Annotated in this window: 22 protein-coding genes; 12 read left to right on the top strand and 10 right to left on the bottom strand. The window is 71.4% G+C overall.

The genetic code is table 11. The features are described 5' to 3' along the window. Nucleotides 1-143 precede the first annotated feature (143 nt). Nucleotides 144-1049, top strand: a complete 906-nt coding sequence (locus tag ACYCO6_RS12885) for an NAD(P)-dependent oxidoreductase (protein WP_459772150.1) — start codon at nucleotides 144-146, stop codon at nucleotides 1047-1049. A 223-nt stretch (nucleotides 1050-1272) separates the two neighbouring features. Here ACYCO6_RS12885 and ACYCO6_RS12880 read toward each other — a convergent pair whose 3' ends face one another. The 3 genes from ACYCO6_RS12880 to ACYCO6_RS12870 all read right to left on the bottom strand — a co-directional run bounded on the left by ACYCO6_RS12880 (nucleotide 1273) and on the right by ACYCO6_RS12870 (nucleotide 3788). Continuing rightward, complete coding sequence (locus ACYCO6_RS12880) at nucleotides 1273-1509, bottom strand: DUF6894 family protein (protein WP_459772149.1); 237 nt, start codon at nucleotides 1507-1509, stop codon at nucleotides 1273-1275. A 72-nt stretch (nucleotides 1510-1581) separates the two neighbouring features. After that, nucleotides 1582-3504, bottom strand: coding sequence for an ABCB family ABC transporter ATP-binding protein/permease (locus ACYCO6_RS12875; RefSeq protein ID WP_459772148.1), 1923 nt, complete (start codon nucleotides 3502-3504; stop codon nucleotides 1582-1584). An 89-nt stretch (nucleotides 3505-3593) separates the two neighbouring features. Beyond that, on the bottom strand, nucleotides 3594-3788 hold the full coding sequence (locus tag ACYCO6_RS12870) for a DUF1127 domain-containing protein (protein ID WP_459772147.1): 195 nt from the start codon (nucleotides 3786-3788) through the stop codon (nucleotides 3594-3596). A 104-nt stretch (nucleotides 3789-3892) separates the two neighbouring features. Between ACYCO6_RS12870 and ACYCO6_RS12865 the strand changes: the two genes are divergently transcribed. Further along, nucleotides 3893-5227 (top strand): aminotransferase-like domain-containing protein, encoded by a 1335-nt coding sequence (locus ACYCO6_RS12865; RefSeq protein WP_459773551.1) that lies wholly within the window; start codon nucleotides 3893-3895, stop codon nucleotides 5225-5227. 264 nt (nucleotides 5228-5491) lie between these two features. Here ACYCO6_RS12865 and ACYCO6_RS12860 read toward each other — a convergent pair whose 3' ends face one another. Continuing rightward, nucleotides 5492-6958, bottom strand: a complete 1467-nt coding sequence (locus ACYCO6_RS12860) for a LysM peptidoglycan-binding domain-containing protein (protein WP_459772146.1) — start codon at nucleotides 6956-6958, stop codon at nucleotides 5492-5494. Nucleotides 6959-7179: 221 nt separating this feature from the next. On the opposite strand from ACYCO6_RS12860, the gene ACYCO6_RS12855 reads away from it, so the two are divergent. Together ACYCO6_RS12855 and ACYCO6_RS12850 are read left to right on the top strand one after the other, a co-directional pair. After that, on the top strand, nucleotides 7180-7776 hold the full coding sequence (locus tag ACYCO6_RS12855) for an LOG family protein (RefSeq protein ID WP_459772145.1): 597 nt from the start codon (nucleotides 7180-7182) through the stop codon (nucleotides 7774-7776). A 56-nt stretch (nucleotides 7777-7832) separates the two neighbouring features. After that, nucleotides 7833-9599 (top strand): methanol/ethanol family PQQ-dependent dehydrogenase, encoded by a 1767-nt coding sequence (locus ACYCO6_RS12850; RefSeq protein ID WP_459772144.1) that lies wholly within the window; start codon nucleotides 7833-7835, stop codon nucleotides 9597-9599. On the opposite strand, the gene ACYCO6_RS12845 is transcribed toward ACYCO6_RS12850, so the two are convergent. Then, complete coding sequence (locus tag ACYCO6_RS12845; protein ID WP_459772143.1) at nucleotides 9574-10503, bottom strand: LysR family transcriptional regulator; 930 nt, start codon at nucleotides 10501-10503, stop codon at nucleotides 9574-9576. The genes ACYCO6_RS12850 and ACYCO6_RS12845 overlap by 26 nt on opposite strands. Before the next feature lie 91 nt (nucleotides 10504-10594). On the opposite strand from ACYCO6_RS12845, the gene ACYCO6_RS12840 reads away from it, so the two are divergent. Continuing rightward, nucleotides 10595-11464, top strand: coding sequence for an aldo/keto reductase family oxidoreductase (locus ACYCO6_RS12840; RefSeq protein WP_459772142.1), 870 nt, complete (start codon nucleotides 10595-10597; stop codon nucleotides 11462-11464). Between the two features lie 156 nt (nucleotides 11465-11620). Here ACYCO6_RS12840 and ACYCO6_RS12835 read toward each other — a convergent pair whose 3' ends face one another. From ACYCO6_RS12835 to ACYCO6_RS12815, 5 genes are all read right to left on the bottom strand, one after another. Then, nucleotides 11621-12850, bottom strand: coding sequence for an ABC transporter substrate-binding protein (locus tag ACYCO6_RS12835; protein WP_459772141.1), 1230 nt, complete (start codon nucleotides 12848-12850; stop codon nucleotides 11621-11623). Nucleotides 12851-13032: 182 nt separating this feature from the next. After that, complete coding sequence (locus tag ACYCO6_RS12830; RefSeq protein ID WP_459772140.1) at nucleotides 13033-13917, bottom strand: beta-keto acid cleavage family enzyme; 885 nt, start codon at nucleotides 13915-13917, stop codon at nucleotides 13033-13035. A gap of 18 nt (nucleotides 13918-13935) precedes the next feature. Next, entirely contained in the window at nucleotides 13936-14694 is a 759-nt protein-coding gene (locus ACYCO6_RS12825; protein ID WP_459772139.1) for an SDR family NAD(P)-dependent oxidoreductase, read from the bottom strand. Further along, nucleotides 14691-15641 carry a 3-hydroxyacyl-CoA dehydrogenase family protein gene (locus tag ACYCO6_RS12820; RefSeq protein ID WP_459772138.1) on the bottom strand — a complete coding sequence of 317 codons (951 nt, stop codon included), beginning with the start codon at nucleotides 15639-15641 and terminating at the stop codon, nucleotides 14691-14693. Before ACYCO6_RS12820 ends, ACYCO6_RS12825 begins: the two co-directional genes overlap by 4 nt. Before the next feature lie 140 nt (nucleotides 15642-15781). Continuing rightward, nucleotides 15782-16807: a cyclase family protein gene (locus ACYCO6_RS12815; RefSeq protein ID WP_459772137.1), complete on the bottom strand. Its 1026-nt coding sequence runs from the start codon at nucleotides 16805-16807 to the stop codon at nucleotides 15782-15784. A gap of 353 nt (nucleotides 16808-17160) precedes the next feature. On the opposite strand from ACYCO6_RS12815, the gene ACYCO6_RS12810 reads away from it, so the two are divergent. The 7 genes from ACYCO6_RS12810 to ACYCO6_RS12780 all read left to right on the top strand — a co-directional run bounded on the left by ACYCO6_RS12810 (nucleotide 17161) and on the right by ACYCO6_RS12780 (nucleotide 25240). Next, a complete protein-coding gene (locus ACYCO6_RS12810) occupies nucleotides 17161-18417 on the top strand; it encodes an ABC transporter substrate-binding protein (RefSeq protein ID WP_459772136.1) in 1257 nt (418 codons plus the stop codon). Between the two features lie 19 nt (nucleotides 18418-18436). Then, nucleotides 18437-19312, top strand: a complete 876-nt coding sequence (locus ACYCO6_RS12805; RefSeq protein ID WP_459772135.1) for a branched-chain amino acid ABC transporter permease — start codon at nucleotides 18437-18439, stop codon at nucleotides 19310-19312. Between the two features lie 214 nt (nucleotides 19313-19526). Continuing rightward, entirely contained in the window at nucleotides 19527-20444 is a 918-nt protein-coding gene (locus ACYCO6_RS12800; protein ID WP_459772134.1) for a branched-chain amino acid ABC transporter permease, read from the top strand. Further along, complete coding sequence (locus tag ACYCO6_RS12795) at nucleotides 20444-21955, top strand: ATP-binding cassette domain-containing protein (RefSeq protein WP_459772133.1); 1512 nt, start codon at nucleotides 20444-20446, stop codon at nucleotides 21953-21955. The genes ACYCO6_RS12800 and ACYCO6_RS12795 overlap by 1 nt, the downstream gene beginning before the upstream one ends. A gap of 203 nt (nucleotides 21956-22158) precedes the next feature. Then, entirely contained in the window at nucleotides 22159-23400 is a 1242-nt protein-coding gene (locus tag ACYCO6_RS12790; RefSeq protein WP_459772132.1) for an acyl-CoA dehydrogenase family protein, read from the top strand. Continuing rightward, nucleotides 23397-24455 (top strand): phosphotransferase family protein, encoded by a 1059-nt coding sequence (locus ACYCO6_RS12785; protein ID WP_459772131.1) that lies wholly within the window; start codon nucleotides 23397-23399, stop codon nucleotides 24453-24455. The genes ACYCO6_RS12790 and ACYCO6_RS12785 overlap by 4 nt, the downstream gene beginning before the upstream one ends. 2 nt (nucleotides 24456-24457) lie before the next feature. Then, entirely contained in the window at nucleotides 24458-25240 is a 783-nt protein-coding gene (locus ACYCO6_RS12780; protein WP_459772130.1) for an SDR family oxidoreductase, read from the top strand. Nucleotides 25241-25396: the final 156 nt, after the last annotated feature.

Raw genomic sequence — 25396 nt, 5'->3', positions numbered from 1 at the left:
CCTGACCGCCACCACCGACTCGACGCGGCGGTGGCGGAAGCCTACCGCTGGCCCTCCGATCACCCGCCGAGGAGATCCTGGCGCTGCTCTTCGCCCTCAACCCGGCGCGCGGCGGCCGGGCGCTGACATCAGGGATTCCCACCATGGTCGCACGCATCGCCCTCCTCGGCCTCGGCGCGATGGGCTATCCCATCGCCCGCAACCTCGCGGCCAAGCGCGGGTCCGAGGCCGAGACGATCGTCGCCGTGGATGCCGATCCGGCGCGCCTCGCCGGGCTCGACGCGCCGGGCCTCCTCGCCACGGTGGATCCGGAGGCCGTCGACGCCGCCGAGGTGCTGTTCCTGTGCCTGCCGAACGGCGACGTGGTCGAGGCGGCCTTGTTCGGCCCTGGCGGGGTCGCCGGACGTCTCGCGCCCGGGGCGGTCGTGGTCGATCTCAGCACCATCGCGCACGCCAAGGCCCTGGCGCTCGGCCGCGCCCTGGAGGCGACCGGGCGGCGCTTCGTCGATGCGCCGGTCTCCGGAGCGCCCGCCGGCGCCGAGGCCGGGACGCTCACGGTGATGTGCGGCGGTGATGCCGACACGGTTGCGGCGGTCCGCCCGCTTCTGGAGCGGATTGGCACGAGCGTCCTCCACATGGGCCCGACCGGGTCCGGCCAGCTCACCAAGACCATCAACAACGTGCTCTACGACATCAACATCGCGGCGCTCGCGGAGGTGCTGCCGATGGCCGTGGCCATGGGGCTCGATCCCGCGCAGGTCGCGCATGTGGTCACGACGGGCACGAGCCGGAGCTACGCGTCGCAATACTTCGTGCCGCGTATCCTCCAGGGGCGCTTCGACGAGGGCTATCCCTTGGGCGCGGCCTACAAGGATCTCGTCGCCGCCGCGGCGATCTCGGCCGAGCGCGGCTTCCCGATGCCGGTCACGGCGGCGGCCACCGCCACCTACCAGATCGCCCTGCGCCAGGGCCATGCCGAGAAGGACAAGGGCGCGATGGTGCTGCCGTTCGAGGATCTGCTCGGGGTCAGGGTGCGGACGCGGGCATAGGGACGCCGTGTCCGAAGCGGGCTTGCTCGACCTCTGCGCCGGGAACCGGTCGCGCGCCGCAACGGCCCGGGGTGGCGCGGGCGATCGAACCCTGCACGCCGACTGTCCCACCCTGGCCCTCATCCTGAGAGGCCCGCTGACGCGGGCACCTCAGGATGAGGAGGGTTGATGGGATCCGTCTCGCGCAATGCGACGATCGCGCCTGCCTGCACGTCCCGCGGGACTACGGCAGCTTGAGCACGTCCTTGAGCGGCATCACCGCCACCACGTCCCCCGACCTATCCGTGATCTCGAAGGATTGCCCGGCCAGCACCGCGCCGTCGACCTGCTGGATCTCCAGAAGCGAGCGGGCGGAGCGCTCGGCCTCGGTGCGGGCGGCGTCGAGATCGGGCAGGTCGGCGCCGTCGAGATCCTCGACCAACCACCGACCGTCACGGATATGGATGTAGTAGCGCGGCATGCCCGGCAAACCGCTTCCGCCGCCTCCGGTTGCGTCCCGGGGCGCCGGCGCGGAGCGACTGTGGCTTTTCAGTCACTCCGCGGGCTCGGTCTCCGGCACGGCCCCGTGTCCCGCGCGCACCGGCAGCACCGGCGCGTCGGCCCGCTGGAGCACCTCCAGCGCCGCATCAGCCTCCCGCTGGCGGTCCCAGAGCGCCGCGTAGACGCCCCCTGCCTCAAGCAACTCCGCATGGGTGCCGCGCTCGACGATGCGGCCGTGGTCGAGCACCAGGATCGCGTCGGCGTTGACCACCGTGGACAGCCGGTGGGCGATCACCAGGGTGGTGCGGCCGCGGCTCACCCGGTCGAGGGCCGACTGGATTTCCGCCTCGGTGAAGGAATCGAGCGCCGAGGTTGCCTCATCGAGAACGAGGATCGGCGGCGCCTTCAGGATGGTCCGGGCGATGGCGACCCGCTGCTTCTCGCCGCCCGAGAGCTTCAGGCCGCGCTCGCCCACCGGCGTATCGTAGCCCTCCGGCAGGCTCGACACGAAGCCGTCGATCTGGGCGAGCCGGGCCGCCTCGCGCAGCTCCGCGTCGGTGGCGTCGGCCCGGCCGTAGCGGATGTTGTAGCCGATCGTGTCGTTGAACAGCACCGTGTCCTGCGGGACCATGCCGATGGCCGCCCGCAAGCTCGCCTGCGTCACCGCGGCGATGTCCTGCCCGTCGATGCTGATCCGGCCGGCGGACGGCTCGTAGAACCGGAACAGCAGGCGCGAGAGCGTCGACTTGCCGGCTCCCGAGGGACCCACCACCGCCACGGTCTGGCCCGCCGGGATCGTGAAGGAGACGCCCCGCAGGATCGGCCGCTCGGGATTGTAGGCGAAGCGCACGTCCTCGAACCGCACCGTGCCGCCCGCGACCTTGAGCGGCGCGGCGCCCGGCCGGTCGGCGATCTCGGGGTTCTGCCCGAGGATGCGGAACATGTCGTCGATGTCGATTAGCGCCTGTTTGATCTCGCGGTAGATCATCCCCATGAAGTTGAGCGGCATCGAGAGCTGCACCAGCATCGTGTTGGCGAGCACGAAGCCGCCGATCGTGGTGCGCCCGGCCAGGATGTCCCGGGCGGCGAGCCACATCACCACGGTCATGCCCAGCGTGAAGATCACCGCCTGGCCGGCATTGAGCACCGCCAGCGACACGTAGGTCTGCGTCGAGGCCTTTTCGTATTTCGCCATCGACTCGTCGTAGCGAGCCGCCTCCCGGCGCTCGGCGCCGAAGTATTTGACCGTCTCGTAATTGAGCAGCGAATCGACCGCCTTGGTGTTGGCGTCGGTGTCGGAGGCGTTCATCCGGCGGCGGATGGCGATCCGCCACTCGGTCGCCTTGTAGGTGAAGGCGAGGTACGCCGCGACCGTGATGAAGGCGGTGAGCGCGTAGAGCCAGTTGAACTCGTAGGCGAGCACGCCCAGCACCAGCACGAACTCGATGATGGTTGGCACCAGCGTCAGCACCATCAGGCGCGACAATTCCTCGATGCCGGCGCGGCCGCGCTCCAGCACCCGGGTGAGGCCGCCGGTCTTGCGCTCCAGGTGGAAGCGCAGGGACAGGCGGTGCATGTGCTCGAAGGTCTGCAGCGCCAGCCGCCGCACCGCGTGCATCGCCACCTTGGCGAACAGCCCGTCGCGCACCTGGGTGAGGGCCGACATCGCGATCCGTGAGACGCCGTAGAGGGCGATCAGCAGCATCGGCGCGGCGAGCAGGCCGTTGGGCGCCGGCGCGTCCTTGCCGCCCACCGCCGCGACCAGCGCGTCGGTGATCCACTTGAAGGTGAACGGCGTCACCATAGTCACCAGTTTGGCGGCGAGCAGCAGGCCGAAGGCCAGGAAGACCCGCCGCTGCAGGTCGGGCCGGCCGTGGGGCCAGAGATGCGGCCAGAGCCGGCGGTAGGTGGCGATCAGCCCGGGGCGCTCGGCCGGGTGTGCTCGCCCGGCCGGGCGCGCGTTGGTGTCGGTCATGCGGGTTTCGGTGCGGAAGGAGTCTCGTGAGATCCGCATATAGGCGTGTGGCCACGCGGGATCACCCGCGCCGCGCGCAGGGCACCACCTCACGCCCGCCAGAACGGCTTCCGGATCTCCGCCTGGATGCACCACGGGTCCAGGCCCGCGTCGCGGATCTGATCGGGATGCAGGGCGGCGAGCGCCTGCCGGGTCCGGATGCGGTGCAGCCAGATGACGGGCGCGGACGGGCTCCCGGCGGGGCGGATGGAAGCAGGAGACGAGGAGAGCGTGACGGTGGGCATCGCGAACGATCCGGTGGCAGGGGTGCAGTCCGGCCGGGATTGCTGGCGCAGAATTGATCCGATACAGATCTCGGATCAATCGAAACATTGACCTCGGAGCAATGATGCGGCCCGCGGATTTCCGGTCTGTCGCCGACGCCATCGCGGCCGACATCGCGGCGGGCCGGCTGCGACCGGGCGAGCGGCTGCCGCCCCAGCGCGACTTCGCCTATGCCCGCGGCATCGCGGTCTCGACGGCCAGCCGGGTCTACGCGGAACTGGCGCGTCGGGGATTGACCACCGGCGAAGTCGGACGGGGCACCTATGTCCGGTCCGATCCGGGCCGGGCCGGGCCGCTCCAGCCGGAGCCGCCGGCGGCGGCGATGGACCTCCAGCGAACCCATTCCCGCCTGCCGGAACAGGAAGCGGTCCTGGCCGAGACCCTGGCGGCGCTGGCCCGTGGCGGCCCCGAGATCGGGTTCAGCCAGCACGGCCCCGGCGGCACGGCCGGCGCCCGCGCCGCCGCCGCCGCCTTCCTGGCGCGCGACGGCTACGCTCCCGATCCCGCCGACATCCTGTTCACCGGCAACGGGCGGCAAGCGCTCGCTGCCGCCCTGGCCGCCCTGGCCGCCCCGGGCGAGCGGATCGGCTGCGAGCCGCTCACCTACCCGGTGGTGAAGGGCATCGCGGCCCGGCTCGGGATCACCCTGGTGCCGGTCGCCATGGACGCGGAGGGGATGTGTCCGGATGCCCTCCTCGAGGCGCATCGGGTGGCGCCGCTGAGCGGCGTCTATCTCCAGCCGACCCTGCACAACCCCCTGGGCGTCACGATGGGCCCGGGGCGGCGAGCCGAACTCGCCGGGCTCCTCGACAGGACCGGGCTCACGGCCATCGAGGATGCGGTCTACGGCTTCCTCCTCGACACGCAGCCGCTCGCCAGCCTCGTGCCGGACCGGACGATCCTGGTGGACAGCCTTTCGAAACGGGTGATGCCGGCGCTGACGGTCGGCCTGATCGCGGCACCCCCGCACCTGACCGACCGGCTCGCGGCCTCCGTGCGCCAGGGGGCCTGGAGCGCGCTCGGCCTGTCGCTCGCGGCCGGCATGCACTGGATGGTCGGCGGCTCGGCGGCCTCGCTCGCTGCGGCCAAGCGCCGGGACGCTGCCGCCCGGCAAGTCATCGCCCGTGAGGCGCTGGCGGACCTGCGGGTGGTGGGCGATCCCCATGCCTACCATCTCTGGCTCGAATTGCCCGAGACGTGGCGAGCCGAGGCCTACGCGGCGGCGGCCCTGCGGCAGGGCATCGCCCTCCTTCCGGCCCCGGCCTTCGCGGTTCATCCCGGCCACGCGCCGAACGCCGTGCGCCTCGCCCTGGCAGCCCCATCACGGGAGGATCTCGACCGCGCCCTGCGCCGCCTGCGCCGGCTCGCCTTCGCGGGGGACGATCAGGTCGTGGAGTGAGGTCCGCTCGATACGGTTCCGCTCGGATCGCTCCGACGCGCGGTCGTTTTTATGCGCGCGGCGAGACGATCCAGCGGCGCCACGCTCGCCATGTCGTGCTTGTCGGGGTTGCGGCACGGCGCTCGCGATGATCGGGTGGGTTGATCGCCCGCAGCGGACCAGGGCGGCGGACCGGTGACGCACACGCCGCGCCGGCCCTCCGTCAAACCTCCTGTGCTGCCAAGGCGGTGCCGCGTCACCCGGCGCGCCACGACTGCCCGCCGATCAGCCGCGCTTGTCGGCCGGCAGCACGAAGATCTGGCCCGGGTAGATCAGGTCCGGATCCCGGATCTGGCTCTGGTTGGCGTCGTAGATCACCGTGTAGCGCTCGCCCCGGCCATAGGTGCGCTGGCTGATCCGCCAGAGGTTGTCGCCGCGGGTGATCTTGGCCGTGCTTATCTCCGGCACGAACACCGCCCCGACCCGAGCCGGGCCGCCCGTCTCCGCCGCGAGATGACGGGCATCGGGGGTCGAGGCGGGCTCGGCGGGCTCGGCGGGCTCGGCGGCGCGGTCCGCACCCTCGGAATGCACCTGCATCCCCTGCCCGTCCCGGTGGGGCTGATCCTTTGTGCTGCCGTGGCCGCCGGACGGTCCCGGCGCGGCGGGCTCGCGGGCGGCGATTTGCGCCGAAGGCTCGGGCACCGACAGCGGCACCTCGGCCCGGGCGCCCACCTTGCCGGTGGCGGCATCGATCTGGTCGATCCGAACCTGATACTGGCCGGGCTTGACCCCCCGCCCGATCGTGAAGCTCGCCCGGCCGTCCGGGCCGATGCTGCCTGGGGCGATCAGCGTGTCGTTGAGGTAGAGCCGGAGCGTCGCGCCCGGCGTGCCGGTCGCCGTCACGAACAGCCGCCCACTCCCCTGCACATCGACGCTGACGATCCGTGCGGGCTGGGCCGCCCTGGAACCGGACGATTCTGGCGTCCCGCCATGCTCCGCCCGCCGGCCGGGTGCGCCCGCATCCGCCATCTTGGCGCGGGGCGGCGCCGCGGAAGCGGGCGCGCCGGGCTGCGACAGGACCACGGTCGCCGCGTCCGGAGCGGTCAGGGCGACCAGCGGCTGGCGGTCGCGGCCGGAGGCGACGTCGACCGCCACGCTCTGCTTCGAGCTGGCCGCGCGCCCGTCCTTGGCCGTCATGCGCAGGCGGATCTCGCTGGAGCCCGCCGGCAGCGCCGGGGGCACGATGACGAATTGCCCGCTCGTGTCGGCGGTCGCCTTCGCCACCGGCTTGCCGTCGACCAGCATCTCGACCACGGCGTGCGGCGCCCCGCGCCCGGCCACGACGGTGTCGCCGTTCGGCTCGACCCTGACGATGTCGAAGCGCGGGACTTCGGCCGCGTCGGGCTCGGCCGCCGGCGGCTTGTCGGGCGTGCCGATCCGCGCGGAGCGGGTGTCTTGCGGCGGCGCGGACGGTGTGGTCTCCCCCGGAACCGCCGCTTCCGGCTTGGCTGGGCCGCTCCTGTTGTCGCGGAGATCGATAGCCGGGGCGGTGCGGCTCGCCATCGTCCCGGGATCGGCGAGGCCCCGCAGGCTGCCGTTCGGCGCCGGCGCCGAGGAGGCGGGGCGCTCGGCCCCGTGCCGCCCGGTCAGCCGCCGCAGGGACTCGCCGCCGAACAGGGCCAGCACGAGCCCGAGGCCGCCGAGAAGGCCGGCGAGCGCCAGGGCGAGACTGCGCCGCACCTGTCTCGACATCGCCACAATGGCCTCCCCTGATCCTGCAGCCTGCCCGGCTGTCCGCCCGCGCGAAAACCGTCGACGTCGCCGCCCATAATACCGTACATGGTCCCGACACCAAGCCGTCCCGCCGCTCAGGCGGGTGAATCCCACGCGAATTCAGCAGTTTGGCGCGTGGAGCGCCGGGCGCGGGGCAATTCCTGGACGGCTCGCAACGGACGCGTGATGGAGGGCGCCGGATGGCCCCGGTGAGGACAGTCTGTGTCTATTGCGGCTCCGGCTTCGGCCGGGACCCCGCCTTCCGCGAGGCCGCGGAGGTCCTCGGGACCACCCTCGCGGAGGCCGGGATGCGCCTCGTCTACGGCGGCGGCGATGTCGGCCTGATGGGCACGGTGGCACGGGCGGCGCTCGCCGCCGGCGGCCACGTCACCGGCATCATCCCGGACTTCCTCCAAGCGCGGGAGCACATGCTCGACGACGTCCAGGAGACCGTGGTGGTGCCCGACATGCACACCCGCAAGCGCCTCATGTTCGAGCGCTCAGATGCCTTCGTGACGCTGCCCGGCGGCATCGGCACCCTGGAGGAGCTGGTGGAGCAGCTGACCTGGGCGCAGCTCGGGCGGCACCGGAAGCCGGTGATTCTGATCTCGGTCGCCGGCTTCTGGGCGCCGCTGCTGGCACTGTTCGACCACATGCGCGGCCACGGCTTCATCCGCGAGGGGCTCGATCTGAGCTACCTCGTCGCCCGGGAGGCGGGTGCGGTGGTGCCGATGCTGCGCGAGGCCGGCCACGAGCCCGATCCCCAGGCCGAGGACATCGTCCAGCGGCGCATGTAGGCGGCCCGGGCGGGATCGAGCGCAGAGGTGCCCGCGCGGCGATGAGGATCCCAAGGATGCGTGTTCCGATTCTCGCGGCCCTGCCGCTCGCCCTGCTGGCCGGTGTGGCGTCGGCGGAGGAGGGGCCGGTCCTCCAGACCCTGGACTACGCCAACACCCGCTATTCGGATCTCGGCCGGATCAACGCCGGCAACGTCTCGCGGCTCAAGGTGGCGTGGACCTTCTCCACCGGCGTGCTGCGCGGTCACGAGGGGGCACCGATCGTGGTCGGGCACGTGATGTACGTGCACACGCCGTTCCCGAACATCGTGTACGCCCTCGACCTCGATCACGATGGCCGGATCCTGTGGCGCTACGCCCCGCGGCAGGATTCCAGCGTGATCGCCGTGATGTGCTGCGACACGGTCTCGCGCGGCCTCGCCTACGCGGACGGACGCCTGTTCCTGCAGCAGGCCGACACGACGGTCGTTGCCCTCGACCCGGAGACGGGCGGGGTGCTGTGGTCGGTGAAGAACGGCGATCCGGGCCGCGGCGAGACCAACACCGCCACGGTCCTGCCTGTCCATGGCAAGCTCATCGTCGGCCTCGCAGGGGGCGAGTACGGGGCGCGCTGCCACGTCACCGCCTACGACCAGGCGACGGGCCAGCGCCTCTGGCGCGCCTACGCCACCGGGCCGGATGCCGACATGCTGGTCGACCCGGAGAAGACCACCGAGCTCGGGCGCCCGATCGGGAAGGATTCCTCCCTGAAGAGCTGGGAGGGCGACCAGTGGCGGACCGGCGGCGCCTGTAGCTGGGGCTGGTTCGCCTACGATCCGGAGCTGAACCTCGTCTATTACGGCACCGGCAATCCCTCGACCTGGAACCCGGCGCAGCGCCCGGGCGACAACCGCTGGTCCATGGCAATCATCGCCCGCGATGCCGATACCGGCCTCGCCCGCTGGGTCTACCAGATGACGCCCCACGATCAGTGGGACTACGACGGCGTCAACGAGATGATCCTCACCGAGCAGGAGATCGGCGGGCGCTTCCGCAAGGTGCTCACCCATTTCGACCGCAACGGCTTCGGCTACACGCTGGACCGGGCCACGGGCGAGTGGCTGGTGGCGGAAAAATTCGACCCGAGCGTCAACTGGGCGCGTCGGATCGCCATGGATCCGGCCGCCCTCGATTACGGCCGCCCGGTGGTCGACAAGCGCTACGCGCCGGGCGAGGCCGACGAGGACGAAACGACGAAAAACATCTGCCCCGGCGCGCTCGGCGCCAAGAACCAGCAGCCCGCTGCCTATTCGCCTGTGACGCGCCTGTTCTACGTGCCGACCAACCACATGTGCATGGATTACGAGGCGTTCCGCGTCACCTACACGCCCGGTCAGCCCTATGTCGGTGCGACGCTCACCCTGCACCCGCCGGAGGGCACCGACAGGACCGGGGCGTTCATCGCCTGGGACGGCGCTCAGGGCCGGATCGCGTGGACGATCCCGGAGTCCTTCTCGGTCTGGTCGGGGGCGCTCGCCACCGCGGGTGACGTGGTCTTCTACGGCACCCTCGAAGGCTACCTGAAGGCGGTCGATGCCCGGGACGGGCACGAGCTCTACCGGTTCAAGACGCCGTCCGGCATCGTCGGCAACGTCACCACCTACCTGCACGCCGGAAAACAATACGTGGCCGTGCTCTCCGGCGTCGGCGGCTGGGCCGGGATCGGGCTGGCGGCCGGGCTCACCGATCCCGCCGACGGTTCGGGAGCGGTGGGCGGCTACGCGGCCCTGTCGCAGTACACGGCGCCGGGCGGGCAGCTCACGGTGTTCGAACTGCCGGAGTGAGGCCGGACTGCCGGGTCCCGATGAAGTCTACGAAGGCGCGCAGCGGTGCCGGCAGGTGCCGCCGGCCCGGATAGTACAGGAACGGCCCCGGAAAGACCTGCCACCAGGGCTCCAGGACCGGCTCCAGGGCGCCGCTGTCGAGGTGCGGGCGCAGCCAATCCTCGAACAGGTGGATGATCCCGGTCCCCGCGACCGCGGCTTCCACCGCGAGGTCGCTGGCACCGACGCGCACGATCAGCGGCCCGGACGGGTCCACGCGGACGATCTCGCCGTCGCGCTCGAACTCCCATGGCGCCGTCAGGCTGCCGCTCGGGAACCGGCCGAGCAGGCAGGCATGGCCCAGCAGGTCGCGCGGATGGGCCGGCCGGCCGCGCTTTTCGAGATAGGCCGGCGCGGCGGCGGTGGCGAAGCGCTGCCGCCGCGGCCCGATCGGCACGGCGATCATGTCCTGCTCCAGCCGATCGTCGTAGCGGATGCCGGCGTCGCAGCGCGCCTCGAGCACGTCGACGAACCCGTCCTCGGCGACCACCTCCAGGCGGATCTCCGGGTAGGCTGCCAGGAAGGACGGGACGATCGCCGGCAGGACGAGGCGTGCCGCGCTCAGCGGCACGTTCAGCCGGAGCGTCCCGGCCGGCCGGTCGCGGAAGCCGTTCACCACGTCGAGGGCGGACTCCACCTCGGCCAGAGCCGGACCGAGCCGCTCGAGCAGGCGCGCACCGGCCTCCGTGGGCGCGACGCTGCGCGTGGTCCGGTGCAGCAGGCGGACGCCGAGGCGCGCTTCCAGCCGACGCACCGCCTCGCTGAGGCTCGACGCGCTCCCGCCGCTGGCACGCGCGCCGTCGCGGAAGCCGCCGGCCCGCGCCACGGTCATGAAGGCCGTCAGATCCGCGAGATCCATCGTCATCGTTCGAAAACCCGCACAGGCCGTGCCGATTGTCGCGGCTTATCCGTCCAGTCCGTCGCGTCTAGATCCGGGCGCCAACAGGAGATTCGCCATGACCGACATCGCGCAGGCCGGGACGTTCCAGCTCGGCGACCGCAGCGTGAAGCGGCTCGGTTACGGGGCCATGCAGCTTGCCGGGCCCGGGGTGTTCGGGCCGCCCAAGGACCGCGCCACCGCGGTCGCGGTGCTGCGCGAGGCCGTGGCGCAGGGCGTCGACCACATCGACACCAGCGACTTCTACGGGCCGCACGTCACCAACCAGGTCATCCGCGAGGCGCTCCACCCCTATCCCGACGACCTCGTGATCGTCACCAAGGTCGGCGCTAGGCGCGGCGCGGACGCCTCTTGGAATCCGGCCTTCTCGGCCGCGGAACTGACCCAGGCCGTCCACGACAACCTGCGCAACCTCGGGATGGACGCCCTCGACGTGGTCAACCTGCGCCTGATGTTCGACGTCCACGGCCCGGCGGAGGGCTCGATCGAGGCACCCCTCACCGTGCTGGCGGAGCTGCAGCACCAGGGCCTGATCCGCCGGATCGGCCTGAGCAACGCCACGCCGCGGCAGGTCGCCGAGGGGCGCCGGATCACCGACATCGTCTGCGTGCAGAACCAGTACAACCTCGCGCACCGGGGCGACGACGGGTTCATCGATGATCTCGCCAAGGCCGGGACGGCCTACGTGCCATTCTTTCCGCTGGGCGGGTTCAGCCCACTCCAGTCGAGCACCCTGTCCGAGGTGGCGGCCGGGCTCGGCGCGACGCCGATGCAGGTGGCGCTCGCGTGGCTGCTGCGCCGGGCGCCCAACATCCTGCTGATCCCGGGGACTTCCTCCCTCGGCCACCTGCGCGAGAACCTCGCGGCGGCCGCGCTGAGCCTTCCGGATGAGGCGATGGCCGCCCTCGACCAAATCGGGGCAGCCTGAGGGGCAGTCGTCCTGTTCCCGACCTCATCCTGAGGTGCGGGCCGCAGCGGCCGCCTCGAAGGAGCCCTCCAGCCGGCCGCGCGATCCCTGGAGCCCTCCTTCGACGCCGTTGCGCGGCGCCTCAGGATGAGGGGGGGCGGGATATCCCGGGGTCCCCTACTTCGCCGTCTGCTGTGCCAGCATCGGGCAGCCGCCCTCGCTCATCGGCCGGAACGCCTGCTCGGCGGGGATCGTCTCCAGCACCTTGTAGAGGTCCCACTCGCCCTTCGACTCGGCGGGCGCCTTGGCCTCGAACAGGTACATCGGGTGGATCTTGCGCCCGTCCGGCCGGATCGTGCCCTTGCCGAACAGGGGATCGTCGGTGGGCATCTCCTTCATCTTGGCCACCACGGCGGCGCCGTCCTTGGCGGAATGCAGGGCCGCCACCGCCTTCAGGTAGTGCAGCGTGCTGGCATAGACGCCCGCCTGGTACGAGGTCGGCTTCTTGCCGGGCATGCGCTTCTCGAACCGCTCCGCGAAGGCGCGGGTGCCGTCGTTGAGATCCCAGTAGAACGAGGCCGTGAAGTCGAGGCCCTGGGCCACCTCCAGGCCGAGGGAGTGGATGTCGGTGATGGCGATCAGGAGGGCCGCGATCTTCTGGCCGCCCTGGCGGATGCCGAATTCATGCGCCTGCTTGATGGCGTTGGCGGCATCCAACCCGGCATCGGCGAGCCCGATCACCTGGGCGCCGGAGGCCTGGGCCTGGAGGAGGAAAGAGGAGAAGTCCGGGTTCGGGAAGGGCGTGCGCACGCCGCCCACGACCGAGCCGCCGTTCTTTTCCACCACGGCCTTGGTGTCGCGCTCCAGGGCGAGGCCGAAGGCGTAGTCGGCGGTGATGAAGTACCAGGTCTTGCCGCCGCGCTTGAGCATCGCCTTGCCGGTGCCGTTGGCGAGCGCCGCGGTGTCGTAGGTCCAGTGCACCGTGTTGGGCGTGCAGGCCGGGCCGGTGAGGTCGGCGGTGCCGCCGCCCGAGTTGATGAAGGCCTTGTTCTTCTCCTTGGTGATCTGCGCGATGGCGAGAGCCACCGAGGAGGTCGGCACGTCGAACACCGCGTCGACGCCGTCCCGGTCGTACCATTGCCGGGTGACAGAGGCGCCCACATCGGGCTTGTTCTGGTGGTCGGCGGCCACGACCTCGACCTTCAGGCCGTGTTCCTCCGGCTTGAAATCTTCGACCGCCATGCGGGCGGCGACCACCGAGCCCTCGCCCGTGGAATCGAAGTAGACGCCGGAGCGGTCGTTCAGCACGCCGATCTTCACCGGCACGAGGTCGGCCGCGAGCGCCGCGCCGGCGCCGAGCGCGCACAAGGTTCCCAGCAGTCCCGCGGCGAGGTGGCGGACCGTCATGTTTCTCTCCCTGTCATGGCTGACCCGGTGGCGTTGATCGCCGCTCGGGATTCGTCCGAATGCAGAATATCCATGGGGCAAGGCGGCTGATACGGGCCCGCGTGAGGATGCGGGCGATCCGTCAGCGCCGCGCCTTTCCCCTCCCCCGCAGAGGGGAAAGGCGCGGCGTCCACGGGGGCGGTCTAGCCCCGCGGCGCCAATCCGAAGATCGCCCGCGCCTGATCGGGCGTGGCGGGCTCCCGGTCGAGATGGGCGAGGAGGCTGACCGCCTTCTCAACCAGGGCGGCGTTGCTCGGCGCGAGCTTGCCCCGGGACAGGTAGAGGTTGTCCTCCAGGCCGACCCGGACGTTGCCGCCCATGCCGGCCGCCACCGCCAGGATCGGGAATTCCTCCCGGCCGATGCCGAAGGCCGACCAGATCGCGTCCTCGGGCAGCCGGGCCCGCATCGCCACCAGCGCCTCCGGCGTCGCCGGCGCCCCCCAGGGGATGCCGAGGCAGATCTGGAACAGGGGCGGGCGCGCCAGATACCCTTCGGCGATGAGGTGCCGGGCCAGCTCGATCTGGCCGAGGTCGAAGACCTCGATCTCCGGCTTCACCCCCGCCTCCCGGATCTGCCCCGCCATCGTCCGCAGGTGGCCGGGGGTGTTCAGGAACAGGTGCTCGCCGAAGTTCATCGTGGCGATGTCGAGGGTGCAGATCTCCGGCCGGAGCGCCGCCACGTGCCGCGTGCGCGCCTCCGGCGCCACGAAAGTGGTGCCCGGGCCGGCCACAGCCGGATCGGGATCGCCCGGGACGAACCGGCCCCCTGCCCCCGTGGTCAGGTTGAGGATCACGGCATCGTTCTTCTCGCGGATCCGCTCCACCACCTCCCGGTAATGGCCGAGTTCCATGCTGGGTGCGGCGGTCTCGGGATCGCGGACATGGATGTGGACCACCGCGGCTCCCGCGGCGGCGGCCTCCAGCGCCGATTCGGCGATGGCCTTCGGACTCACCGGCACGGCCGGGTTCTTCTTCGGGGTGTCGAAGGAGCCCGTGAGGGCGCAGGTGATGACGGTGGTGCTCGACATGCGTGTCCTCCCGGGCTCTCAGATTGCCCCGCCGTCCACCGTGATCGTCTCGCCGGTGATGTAGGCCGCCCCCGCCGCGAGGAAGAAGATCGTCTCGGCGACATCCTCCGGCCGGGCCATGCGGCCGAGCATGGTGCGCCCCACGGTCGAGGCCTTGCGCTCGTCGGACCAGGGCTCGGTCCAGGGCGTGGCGACGAGGCCCGGCGCCACCGCGTTGACCCGCACCTCCGGGGCGAGCGCCCGGGCGAGGCTGCGGGTGAGGTTGATCAGCCCGGCCTTGCTCGCCGAATAGGCCACCGAGGAGCCCCGCCGCCCGAGCCCGGCCACCGAGGCGGTGTTGACGATGGCGCCCCGGCTCGCCTTGAGCGCCGCCGCCGCGGCCCGGGCGCAGCGGAACGGCCCGAGCAGGTTGGTCCCCAGGATCGTGGCCCAGAAGTCCTCGGTCATCGCGTCGAGGTCCTCGAACGCGATGGGCGTGGTCGTGCCCGACGTCCCGGCATTGTTGACGAGCACGTCGAGACCGCCCAGCGCCGCGATCCCGGCCGCCACCATCGCCTCGGCCTCCCCGGGCGCGGACACGTCCCCGGGCAGCGCGATCACCGAGAGACCCGCCTCGGCGAGCCGGGCGGCCTCTTCAGGGCCGCGGGCATCGTCGGGCAGGTGGTTCAGCGCCACCGTGGCGCCGTTGCGCGCGAACATCTCCACAGTCGCCAGCCCGATGCCCGACGAGGCTCCGGTGACGAGGACGCGCCGTCCGGACAGATCCGCCCCGATCATGTTCCCTCCATCCGGCCGATCCCGGCCATCGCCCGCTTGAGCGCCAGGAGTTTGCGGTCGCGCTCGCGGAACAGGTCCGCGGGCGCCCGCCCGCCCCAATCGAAGTAGCCCTTGCCTGCCATCACCCCGGTCCGGCCGGCGGCGCACAGCGCGTCGAGGGTCTCGGAGCGCGTGCGCGGCGGCGGCGGCGCGTAGCTCGCATTGGCGAGCGCGCGCTGCGTCAGCTCCAGGCCGGTGAAGTCGGCCTTGGCGAGGTGGCCGAGAATCGGGATGCGCAAGGCGAGCCCGTGGATCACCGCGTCGTCGATGTCCTTCGGCGCGGCGATCCCCTCGTCGAGGAGCCGGAACACCTCGGCGCTGATCGCCTGCTGGATGCGGTTGGCAATGTAGCCGGGGATGAAGCGCTTCAGCACGATCGGGACCTGCCCGAGGCCGCGCACGAGGTCGGCCATCGCCGCGATGACGGCCGGGTCCGTGCCGGGCCCTGGCACCACGTCGACGAGGTCGACGATGTAGGGCGGCGTGTACCAGTGCAAGATCAGCGTCCGCGCCTGCCGGGCTTCCGGCATCAGCGGGAAGACATCCAGGTAGCTGGTGTTGCTGGCGAGGATCGCGTCCGCCGGGCAGAGCCGGTCGAGCTCCGCGAAGAGCGCGCGCTTCGCCTCCGGGTTCTCGGTGATCGCCTCGATGACGAGTCCGGCGCCCGCAACGGCGGTCTCCAGCTCCGCCTCGACCCGGGCGGCCCGCGCCAGCCGGTCGGCATCCCAGCCCTCCGGGGCGGCGCCGGCCTCCTGAAGGGTGGCGAGCGCCGAGGCCATCAGGCCGGGCACCCGCGCGCGGGTTTCAGGGACCGTATCGGTGATCCGCACCGCATGCCCGTGGAGCGCCAGGACCAGGGCGATGCCGTGCCCCATCAGGCCGCCGCCGATGATCGCGATCTCGCTCATGTGGTTCGCTTCCTCCCCGCGTATCGCCATCCCACCCGCGTCCTCATCCTGAGGTGCTGCGAAGCAGACGCATCCGCCGCGCTCCGGCGCCCCGGGATAAGGGGGCGCGTGGGACTGCGCCGTTCCATCACGCTCTGCCCTCATACCGTGGCGATCGGCGTCGTCGGCGAGCCGACGGCGCCTGGGAGGCGGAGCGGTGGGGCGGTCAGCAGGAAGCGGTTCCGGCCGTTCGCGCGCAGCCAGTCGGCCAGCGGCGTCAGATGCCAGAGCTCGCCGAGATTGACCCCGAGCTTGAACAGGCAGTGCTCGTGGAGCGGCAGCGTCGCGCAGCAGGCGCGCCCCGGCCCGGCCGGGTAGGCCTCAACGGCATAGTTGTCGGCGATCAGCGCGCACAGGCCGGTGCGGGTGATCCAGTCGAGGAGACGCGGGTCCCGCCCGTCGAGCCCGGCGCAGAGATTGTGCACCAGCTTCGGGTCCGGAACGCCGCCCATGGCGATCAGCCGCTCGGCGAAGCCCGTGTGCAGGCAGACCATGTCGCCGGGCTCCACCACGACGCCGTCGGCCTCCAGGATCCGGGCGAGCTGGTCGTAGCCGACGCGTGTCTTGGCGTCGCCGAGATGGGCACGCAGGTCGATCATTACGGCGCGGCCCTGCATCCCCTTCTCGGCGAGCCGCTCGATGCCGAGGCGCTTCGCCCGGGAGGGCTGGTCCGCCGCCTCGGCGCTCTCCGGCCCGACGATGTCCCGGCCGCCGCGGAAGCCGTTGTAGAAGGTCGGCGCCGCCCCCGTGCCGTCCGCGTCGAAGAGCGAGCCCACATGGGCGAGCGAATCCCACTGCGTCGAGTATTGCAGGTGGATCAGCGCGCGGTCGTCGCAGATGACGTCGGTGGCGCCGTCGACCTCCTCGCAGACCGGAAAGTTCATGTTCGGCCGGCCGTTGGCGCGGCGGGTCGGGGTGATCTGCGGCGGGTGGCGGCGCGGGTTCAGGACGTTGCCGCCCGGCAGGTCGAGGGGCAGGCTGAGGCAGAAGGTCAGCCCCGCGCGCACCTCGGCGACGCCCTGTCGCACCTTCTCGGGAGTGAGCAGGTTCAGGCGCCCGAATTCATCGTCGGGGCCGAAATCCCCCCAGGTCGAGCCCTCAGGCCGCCGGGTCCAGCGGAGACTCAAGGGTTTGACTCCCGGCATGGCCGGGCGCCGCGGTCCGGGATGGTCCCGGGCACGGCCGCGCGTGCATTCCTCACCTGTCTGCCGCCCTTCTATGAGGTGGTCGGGCCCGCCTTGCGCGGTGCCGGGAAAGCCTAGGCCCCAGGGGACGGCCCCGGAAGCCTGGGCGCGGACAGGACAGCCCCGGTGAAACCTGTCCCGGCGCCGTCGTCGCCCCTGGAGCGCCGTGGCGTACGACTCGCCGGAAACGTTACGCGCGCCGCGCCGCCTGCCCCTTGTGATCCGCCGGGTGGCGGCTACAGTCGGTCCCAAGCCCGGTAATAAAAAATTCGGGCGCGATCCGAGAGGAAACGCTGATGACCGAGACCGTGCGCGCCCCTGAGCGCGCTCAGATCCGGCGCATGCTGCCTGCGCTGCTGGCGGCGGGATCCATCCTGGCGGGACCGGCGCGGGCTGCCGACCCGATCAAGATCGGGGTGATCGCCGAGGCGCAGTCGGTGGCCGGGGCCTCGATCCCGCAGGCGGTGCAGCTCGCCGCCGATGAGATCAACGCCAAGGGCGGCGTCGACGGGCGACAGATCCAGGTCGTCACCTACGACGACAAGAGTTCGGCCTCCGACGCGGTCCGGGCCTTCCAGCGGGCGGTCTCCGAGGACAAGGTTAACCTCGTCATCGCCAGCTACATCTCCGAGGTGGTGCTGGCCCTGATGCCCTGGGCCGCCCGGCTCAAGACGCCGATGATCACGCCCGGCGCCGCCTCCAACGAGATCAGCCTCGCCGTCCACAAGGACTACGCCCGCAACAAGTACACCTTCCACGGCTACCTGACCTCGCACGCCCTCGCGCAGGCGGTCTGCGATTCGGCCAAGGAGGTACTGGTCGATAAGCTTAAGGCCAAGACCGCGGCGATCATGAGCGAGGACGCGGCCTGGACCCGCCCGCTTGATGCCGCCTACGAGGAGTGCCTGCCGAAATCCGGGCTGAAGGTGGTGGAACATGTCCGCTTCTCGCCGGACACGGGCGACTTCACGCCGATCTACAACAAGATCGAGGCGGCCAAGCCGGACCTGATCGTCACCGGCATCGCGCATGTCGGGGTGCAGCCGACCGTGCAGTGGCAGAACCAGCAGGTGCCGATCGCCATGACCGGGGTCAGCGGCCAGGCGACCTCCTCGACCTTCTGGGCGAACACCAACGGGGCCACGCAGGGCGTGCTGTTCGACAGCGTAGCCCTGCCCGGTGTGGCGCTCACCGAGAAGACGATCCCGTTCGCCGAGGCCTTCACCAAGCGCTTCGGCGGGGCGCCGTCCTACGCGGGTTTCATGGCGTACGATGCGACCTATTACGTTGCGGATGCGGTGAAGCGGGCGGCCTCCACGGAGGCCGACAAGCTCGTGGACGCCCTGGAGAAGACCGACTGGGTCGGTACCGTCGGGCACCTCAAGTTCTACGGCAAGGACGAGCCCTTCACCCACTCGATCCAGTACGGACCCGGCCTGATGACCAGCGTGCTCGGGCAGTGGCAGAACGGGAAGCAGGTGTCGATCTGGCCGGCGGCGACGGCCAACGGGACCATGGTCCTGCCCCCCGCAGTCAAGCCGGCGGTCCAGTAGGTCGGGGCGGGAGAGCACGGTGATCGGCCTCCAGATCCTCGTCGACGGCTTCGCGATCTCGGCCCTCTACGCGCTCGGCGCGATGGGCTTCACCCTGATCTTCGGGGTCTCGGGCGTCCTCAACCTCACCCACGGCGCCCTGATGGTGATGGCCGCCGTGGCAGCCTGGGCGGCCTCTGCGCTGTTCGGCCTCGGCTCCTACACGGGGGCGGTGATCGGCGTGCTGTGCGGGCTCGCCGGCGCGCTGGTGACCTACTTCGCGATCGTGGCGCCCATCGAGCGCAGCCGCGCGATCCCGCGGGAGGAGAAGGAGATCTTCGTCCTGACCGGCACGCTGCTCTGGGGCATCATGATTCAGGAGCTGATCGCCTATTTCTTCACCGACAACCCGAAGACGGTGCTGCCGATCGTCGAGGGGGTGATCGAGATCGCCGGGGTCCGCACGCCGCGGAACGAGATCTTCACCGCGGTGATCTGCTGGGTGGTGATCGGCCTGCTGTGGCTGTTCGTGAACCGGGCGCGGGCCGGCAAGGTCCTGCTCGCGGCCTCCATGAACCCGCGCGGCGTGACGCTGCTCGGCCACGACATGGCGCGGATCTACGTGGCGGTCTGGGCGATCTACGGGCTGCTCGCCGGCATCGCCGGGGTGCTGCTCGGGATGTTCCTCGGCGTCTCGTCCTACTCGGTGGGGCCGCTCACAGCGAGCGCCTTCTCGATCGTGGTGCTGGGGGGCTTGGGCAGCGTCACCGGCTCGCTGATCGCGGCTTATGTGGTCGGCTATCTCGAGACCGCCACCGCCTACCTGATCTCCCCCGCCTACCGGGTGATCCCGGCGCTGCTGCTCCTCGTCGCCGTCATGTACCTGCGCCCGCAGGGCCTGCTGGGGCGGCGGTGATGGTGTTCCGCATTCCACCAGCCTCGTCCCGCCCGCGCCCTCATTCTGAGGTGGCGGAGCGGAGCGGAGCCCTCGAAGGAGGGTTCCGGCCGGCCGCGCGATACCTGGAACCCTCCTTCGAGGCCGCTGCCGCGGCACCTCAGGATGAGGGGGCTGGATGCGATCGGGCCGGGCGGCGGACGAGGCCGGCCGCTTCCCTGTGCGAGGCCACGCCATGAAGCTTCTCGCCGCACCCGGCTTCTGGATCGCGATCCTCGCCGTCGCGCTCGCCGCCACCCTGCCCTGGTGGGTCTCCGGCTACATCCTCGGCCTCCTGACCATCGCCTACTATTTCGGCGTGTTCGCCATGGCCTGGGACCTGCTCTTCGGCTTCGCCGGCGAGGTGAACTTCGGCCCGACGTTCCTGGTTGGGCTCGGGGCCTACGGCGCCGGGATCCTCAACAACCGCTACGCGCTGCCGATCCCCTACTGCCTCGCGGCCGGGACGCTCCTCGCCGTGGTCGGCGGCCTCGCCCTGGCGCTGCCGGCGCTCAAGGTGCGCGGCCCCTATTTCGGGCTGATCACCCTGGTGGCAGTCCTGCTCCTGCAGAACATGATCGTCGTGTTCTCCGACCTCACCGGGGGCGAGATCGGACTGACGGTGCCCGATGTCATCTCGATCGACGCCGACACCAATTACTGGTTGGCGCTGGGCTTCATGGCGGTCTCGGGGCTGATCCTCACCGCCATCGCCCGCTCGCCCGCGGGGCTGATCCTCCAGGCCGCCGGGCAGGATCCGGTGGTGACCGGGGCGCTCGGCTTCAACGTCGCCAAGCACAAGCTCGCGGCCTTCGCGGTCAGCGCCGCCTTCTCGGGGCTCGCGGGCGGATTGGTGGTCTTCTACATGGGCACCGCCTCGGTGGGCACGCTCATTGACACGGCGGTGGGCGTGCAGGTGATCATCGCGGCGGTGCTGGGCGGACGTCGCACCATCGTGGGCGCTGCGCTGGGCGCCGTGTTCCTGATCGCGGCGGGCGAATTGCTGCGGCCGCTCGGCGCGCTCTCGACCTTCGTGGTCTCGGCGGTGGCGCTCCTCGTGATCCTGTTCGTGCCGTCGGGGCTGCTGGGCCTCGCATCCCTGCGGAGAGCGTGATGACCGTCGCTGTGAGGCCCACGCCCCCGCTGGCCGTGTCCCCGGTCGCGACCGAGCCCTGCCTGAGCGTGCGCGGCCTGACCAAGCGCTACGGCGGCCTCGTCGCTGTCAAGGACATCGATCTCGATCTGCGGCCCGGCGAGATCCTCGGCCTGATCGGGCCGAACGGCTCGGGCAAGTCCACCGTGATGAAGCTGATCATGGGGCTGGAGCGTCCGAGCGCCGGCTCGATCCGCCTGGACGGGCACGAGATCGGCGGGATGCCGGCCCACCGGGTCGCCCGCTTAGGGATCGGCCTCGTCTTCCAGCACGCGCGGCCGCTCCAGCGGCAGACGGTGCTGGAGAACATCAGCCTCGCACTCCTGCCCGACAGCCTGATCCGGTTGGCCGCCGACCCGCATGTGGCGCGGCGCGCGCGAGACATCGCCGAGCGCGTCGGCCTCGGCGCGGTGGCCGACCGGCGCCCCGGCACCCTGCCCTTCGCGGATCTGCGCCGGCTGGAACTCGCCAAGGCCATCGCCCGCGACCCACGGGTTGTGCTGGTCGACGAGCCCTTCGCCGGCCTGACCGGCGGCGAGGTCGCCTCCTTCTCGGAGCTGATCCGGGGATTCCGGGACGAGGGCAAGGCCGTGCTCCTCGTCGACCACAACGTGAAGAGCGTCTCGGCCCTCGTGGACCGGGTCTTCGCGATGTATCTCGGCGAGCGCATCGCCGAGGGCTCGGCCGAGTCGGTCATGGCCGACCCGACCGTGCGCCGGGTCTATCTCGGCGGCAGCATCGAGACGGCGGCCCGGCCCGAGGCGGCCTTCAAGCCCGACTCGCTGCTGACCGTCGAGGGCGTCGACGTGCTCTACGGCAAGGCGCAGGCGCTGCGCGGCGCCTCGATCCACGTCCACGAGGGCGAGTTCGTCTCGGTGGTCGGCCTGAACGGTGCCGGCAAGACGACCCTGTTCAACGCCATCTCGGGCCTCGTGCCGCATACTGGAACGATCCGGTTCGACGGCCATGACCTCGCCCGCATGAAGCCCGCCGCCATCGCCCGGGCCGGCATCGTCCAGGTGCCCGAGACCCGCGAGCTGTTCGGCGACCTCAGCGTGCGCGAGAATCTCGACCTCGGCGGCCAGCATTTCCCGAAGGCCGAGAGCGCCAAGCAGCGCGAGTGGCTCTACGAGCTGTTCCCGATCCTGAAGGCCCGCGAGACGCAGAGCGCCCGCACCCTCTCGGGCGGCGAGCAGCAGATGCTCACCATCGCCCGGGCGCTGATGATGCGCCCGCGACTCCTAATCCTCGACGAGCCGACGCTTGGCCTCGCCCCGGTAATACTGGAACTGCTCTCGAAGGCGCTGGAGAAGCTGCGCCAGACCACGCCGATCACGGTGCTGCTGGGCGAGCAGAACGTCACCTTCGCGCTGCCGCACGCCGACCGGGTCTACGTGCTGGAGCAGGCCCGGATCGTCTGGGAGGGACCGCCGGAGCGCTTCGCCAGCGAAATGGGGTCGGCGTATCTGTGACGAAACCCGTGCGTCCAACCCATGCCCTCATCCTGAGGCGGCGGAGCGCAGCTTAGCCCTCGAAGGAAGCCTCCAGGAATCGCGGCGGCCCCTGGAGGTCTCCTTCGAGGCCCGCTGGCGCGGGTGCCTCAGGATGAGGGCTGGATCGGACGGACCGAGTGTCGAGGCCGCGCGAGGGGCCCGGCCTGAGCGGAGCAGACGCCGTGGACTTCAACCTCTCCCAGTCCCAGACGCACTGGCTCGGGCGCGTGCGCGCCTTCATCGCCGCCGAGATCATGCCCGCGGCGGCCGCGGTGGCGGCCGAGCGCGCCGGGAGCCGGGCGCCCTCGCCCACGATGGAGCGGCTGAAGGAGAAGGCGAAGGCCGAGGGCCTGTGGAACCTGTTCCTGCCGCCCTCCCCCGAGCACGACACTGCGGACTACCGCGGCGCCGGCCTGACCAACCTCGACTACGCGCTCTGCGCCGAGGAGATGGGCCGCCTCGGGATCGCCTCGGAGGTGTTCAACTGCGCGGCGCCCGACACCGGCAACATGGAGGTGCTGCACCGCTACGGCACCGCGGCCCAGAAGGACAGGTGGCTGAAGCCCCTGATGGCGGGCGAGATCCGCTCGGCCTTCCTGATGACCGAGCCGGAGGTCGCCTCCTCGGACGCCACCAACATCAGCACGTCGATCCGCCGCGACGGTGACCACTACGTCATCGACGGCCGCAAATGGTGGTCCACCGGCGTCGGCGACCCGCGCTGCCGGATCGCGATCCTGATGGGCAAGACCGACCCGGAGGCGCCGCGCCACCGGCAGCAATCGCAGATCCTCGTCCCCATGGACACGCCGGGGGTCCGGGTGGAGCGCCTGCTGCCGGTCTTCGGCTACGAGGACGCGCCCAAGGGCCACGGCGAGGTGGTGCTGGAGAATGTCCGCGTCCCGGCCGAGAACCTGATCCTCGGCGAAGGTCGCGGCTTCGAGATCGCGCAGGGGCGCCTGGGTCCCGGCCGCATCCACCACTGCATGCGCACCATCGGGGCGGCCGAGGTGGCGCTCGAGGCCATGGCCCGCCGGCTCGTTTCGCGGGTCGCCTTCGGCAAGCGGATCAGCGAGCAGTCGATCTGGGAGCAGCGGGTCGCGGAGGCACGGATCGATATCGAGATGACTCGTCTCCTCTGCCTGAAGGCCGCCGACATGATGGACAAGGTCGGCAATAAGGGCGCCAAGCTCGAGATCGCCATGATCAAGGTCGCGGCCCCCCGGGTGGCGCTGAAAGTGATCGACGACGCCATCCAGGCCCATGGCGGGGCCGGGGTCTCGGAGGATTTCGGGCTCGCCAAGATGTACGCCCATATCCGCACCCTGCGGCTCGCCGACGGGCCCGACGAGGTGCACAACCGCGCGATCGCCCGGCTCGAATTCGGGCGCTACACCAATGCCCGCGAGGCGGAACGCGCATGAGCGACGCCGATACCTTTTCCGGCGTGAAGCCGGTCGAGCCGCGCCACCGGATCGACGAGGCGCGGCTCGCCGCCTGGATGGCGGAGCATGTCCGGGGCTTCTCGGGGCCGCTCACCGTGCAGCAGTTCCGCGGCGGCCAGTCGAACCCGACCTACCGGCTCGACACGCCGGGTCAGGCCTACGTGCTGCGGCGCAAGCCCTTCGGCCAGCTCCTGCCCTCCGCCCACGCGGTGGAGCGCGAGTTCCGGGTGATCGGCGCCCTCTACGGCGAGGGTTTCCCGGTGCCGCGCCCCTTCGCGCTCTGCGAGGACCCGGACGTCATCGGCGCGGCCTTCTACGTGATGGAGGCGGTGGACGGCACGGTGCACTGGGACGGCGCCCTGCCGGGCCTCGACCCGCATGCCCGCCACCGGCACTATTCCGGCATGATCGCCACGCTGGCGCGCCTTCACGCCATCGACCCGGAGGCGGCGGGGCTCTCCGATTACGGCCGGCCCGGCAACTACTTCGCCCGGCAGGTCGACCGCTGGACCCGCCAGTACCGCGCCGCCGAGGACGGGCGCCTGGAGGATGTCGAGCGCCTGATCGCGTGGCTGCCCCGCACCGTGCCGGAGCAGCAGGGCGCGTGCGTGGTCCACGGCGATTACCGCCTGGACAACCTGATCTTCTGCCGGGACGGCTCGGCCTGCGCGGTGCTCGACTGGGAGCTGTCGACGCTCGGCGACCCGCTCGCCGATTTCAGCTACCTGCTGATGCAATGGGAGCTGCCCGCCGACGGGCGTAGCGCACTCGGCGGCCTCGACCTGACGGCGCTCGGCATCCCCACCCGGGACGAGGCGGTGGCGCTCTACTGCAGGGCGGCGGATCGCGCGGACCTGCCCGATCTCGACTGGTACTTCGCCTACAACCTGTTCCGGCTGGTGGGCATCCTCCAGGGCGTGGCCGCCCGCGCGAAGGCCGGCAACGCCGCGAGCGAACACGCGGCCGCCATGGCGGCGCGGGTGCCGAAGCTCGCCGCCGCGGCCTGGGCCTTCGCTGAGCGGGCGGGGGCCTGAGCGTGGAGCTTTCCGGCCGTGTCGTCGCCGTCACGGGGGCTGCCCGGGGGATCGGCCGGGCGCTCGCCGAAGCCGCGCAGACCCGAGGCGGGATGGTTGTCGCCCTCGACCGGGATGGGGCCGGGGCGGAGGCCGTGGCGGTCCGGCTCGGCGGACGGGCCTACGCCCTCGACGTGGCGGATCCGGACGCGGTCGCCGCCACCCTCGCGCGGATCGAGTCCGAGATCGGGCCCATCGCCCTGTACTGCTCCAATGCCGGCATCCTGGAGCGCGATCCCGATCCGGACCTCGCCACTTCCGCGGACTTGGACAGCTGGGCGCGATCCTGGTCGGTGAACGTGATGGGCCATGTCCACGCGGCGCGGGTGCTGGTTCCGCTCTGGCGCGCCAGGGACGGGGGCGCGTTCCTCGGCACCGTCTCGGCGGCCGGGCTGCTGAGCCAGATCGGCAGCGCCACCTATTCGGCGACCAAGCACGCGGCGCTGGCCTTCTTGGAGCACCTCGCCATCGCCCATGCCGAGGACGGGATCCGGGTCGCCGCCCTGTGCCCGCAGGGCGTCGACACCGCCATGCTGGGGGCTGCCAGCGCCGCGTCGCGCGACGGCGTGCTGGCGCCGGAGGCGGTGGCCGCGGCCGCCCTAGACGGGCTCGCGGCCGGGCGCTTCCTGATCCTGCCGCACCCGCATGTGGCGGAATATGCCCGCCGCCGGGCCCAGGATCCCGAGCGCTGGCTCGCCGGCATGGCGCGCCTGCGCCGGTCGATGCTGGCGGAGCCGGAGGCGTGACGGTGGTCGGTGACGAGCATCTCAATCGGCGGCCGGATGTGGCGTGGACCCCCCCCTCCCGAGCGGGAGAGGGGGCGCGTCGCGGATGGCAACGGCTGGTGCGCGACCATCGGAGCCCACGAAACGGGAATGGAGGGCGTGTGCGCCGGTCTATCC

This window comes from Methylobacterium sp. CM6257 (assembly GCF_054611515.1).
The sequence above is the reverse complement of the archived record's forward strand: the minus strand, read 5'-3'. Positions and strand labels throughout refer to the sequence as shown.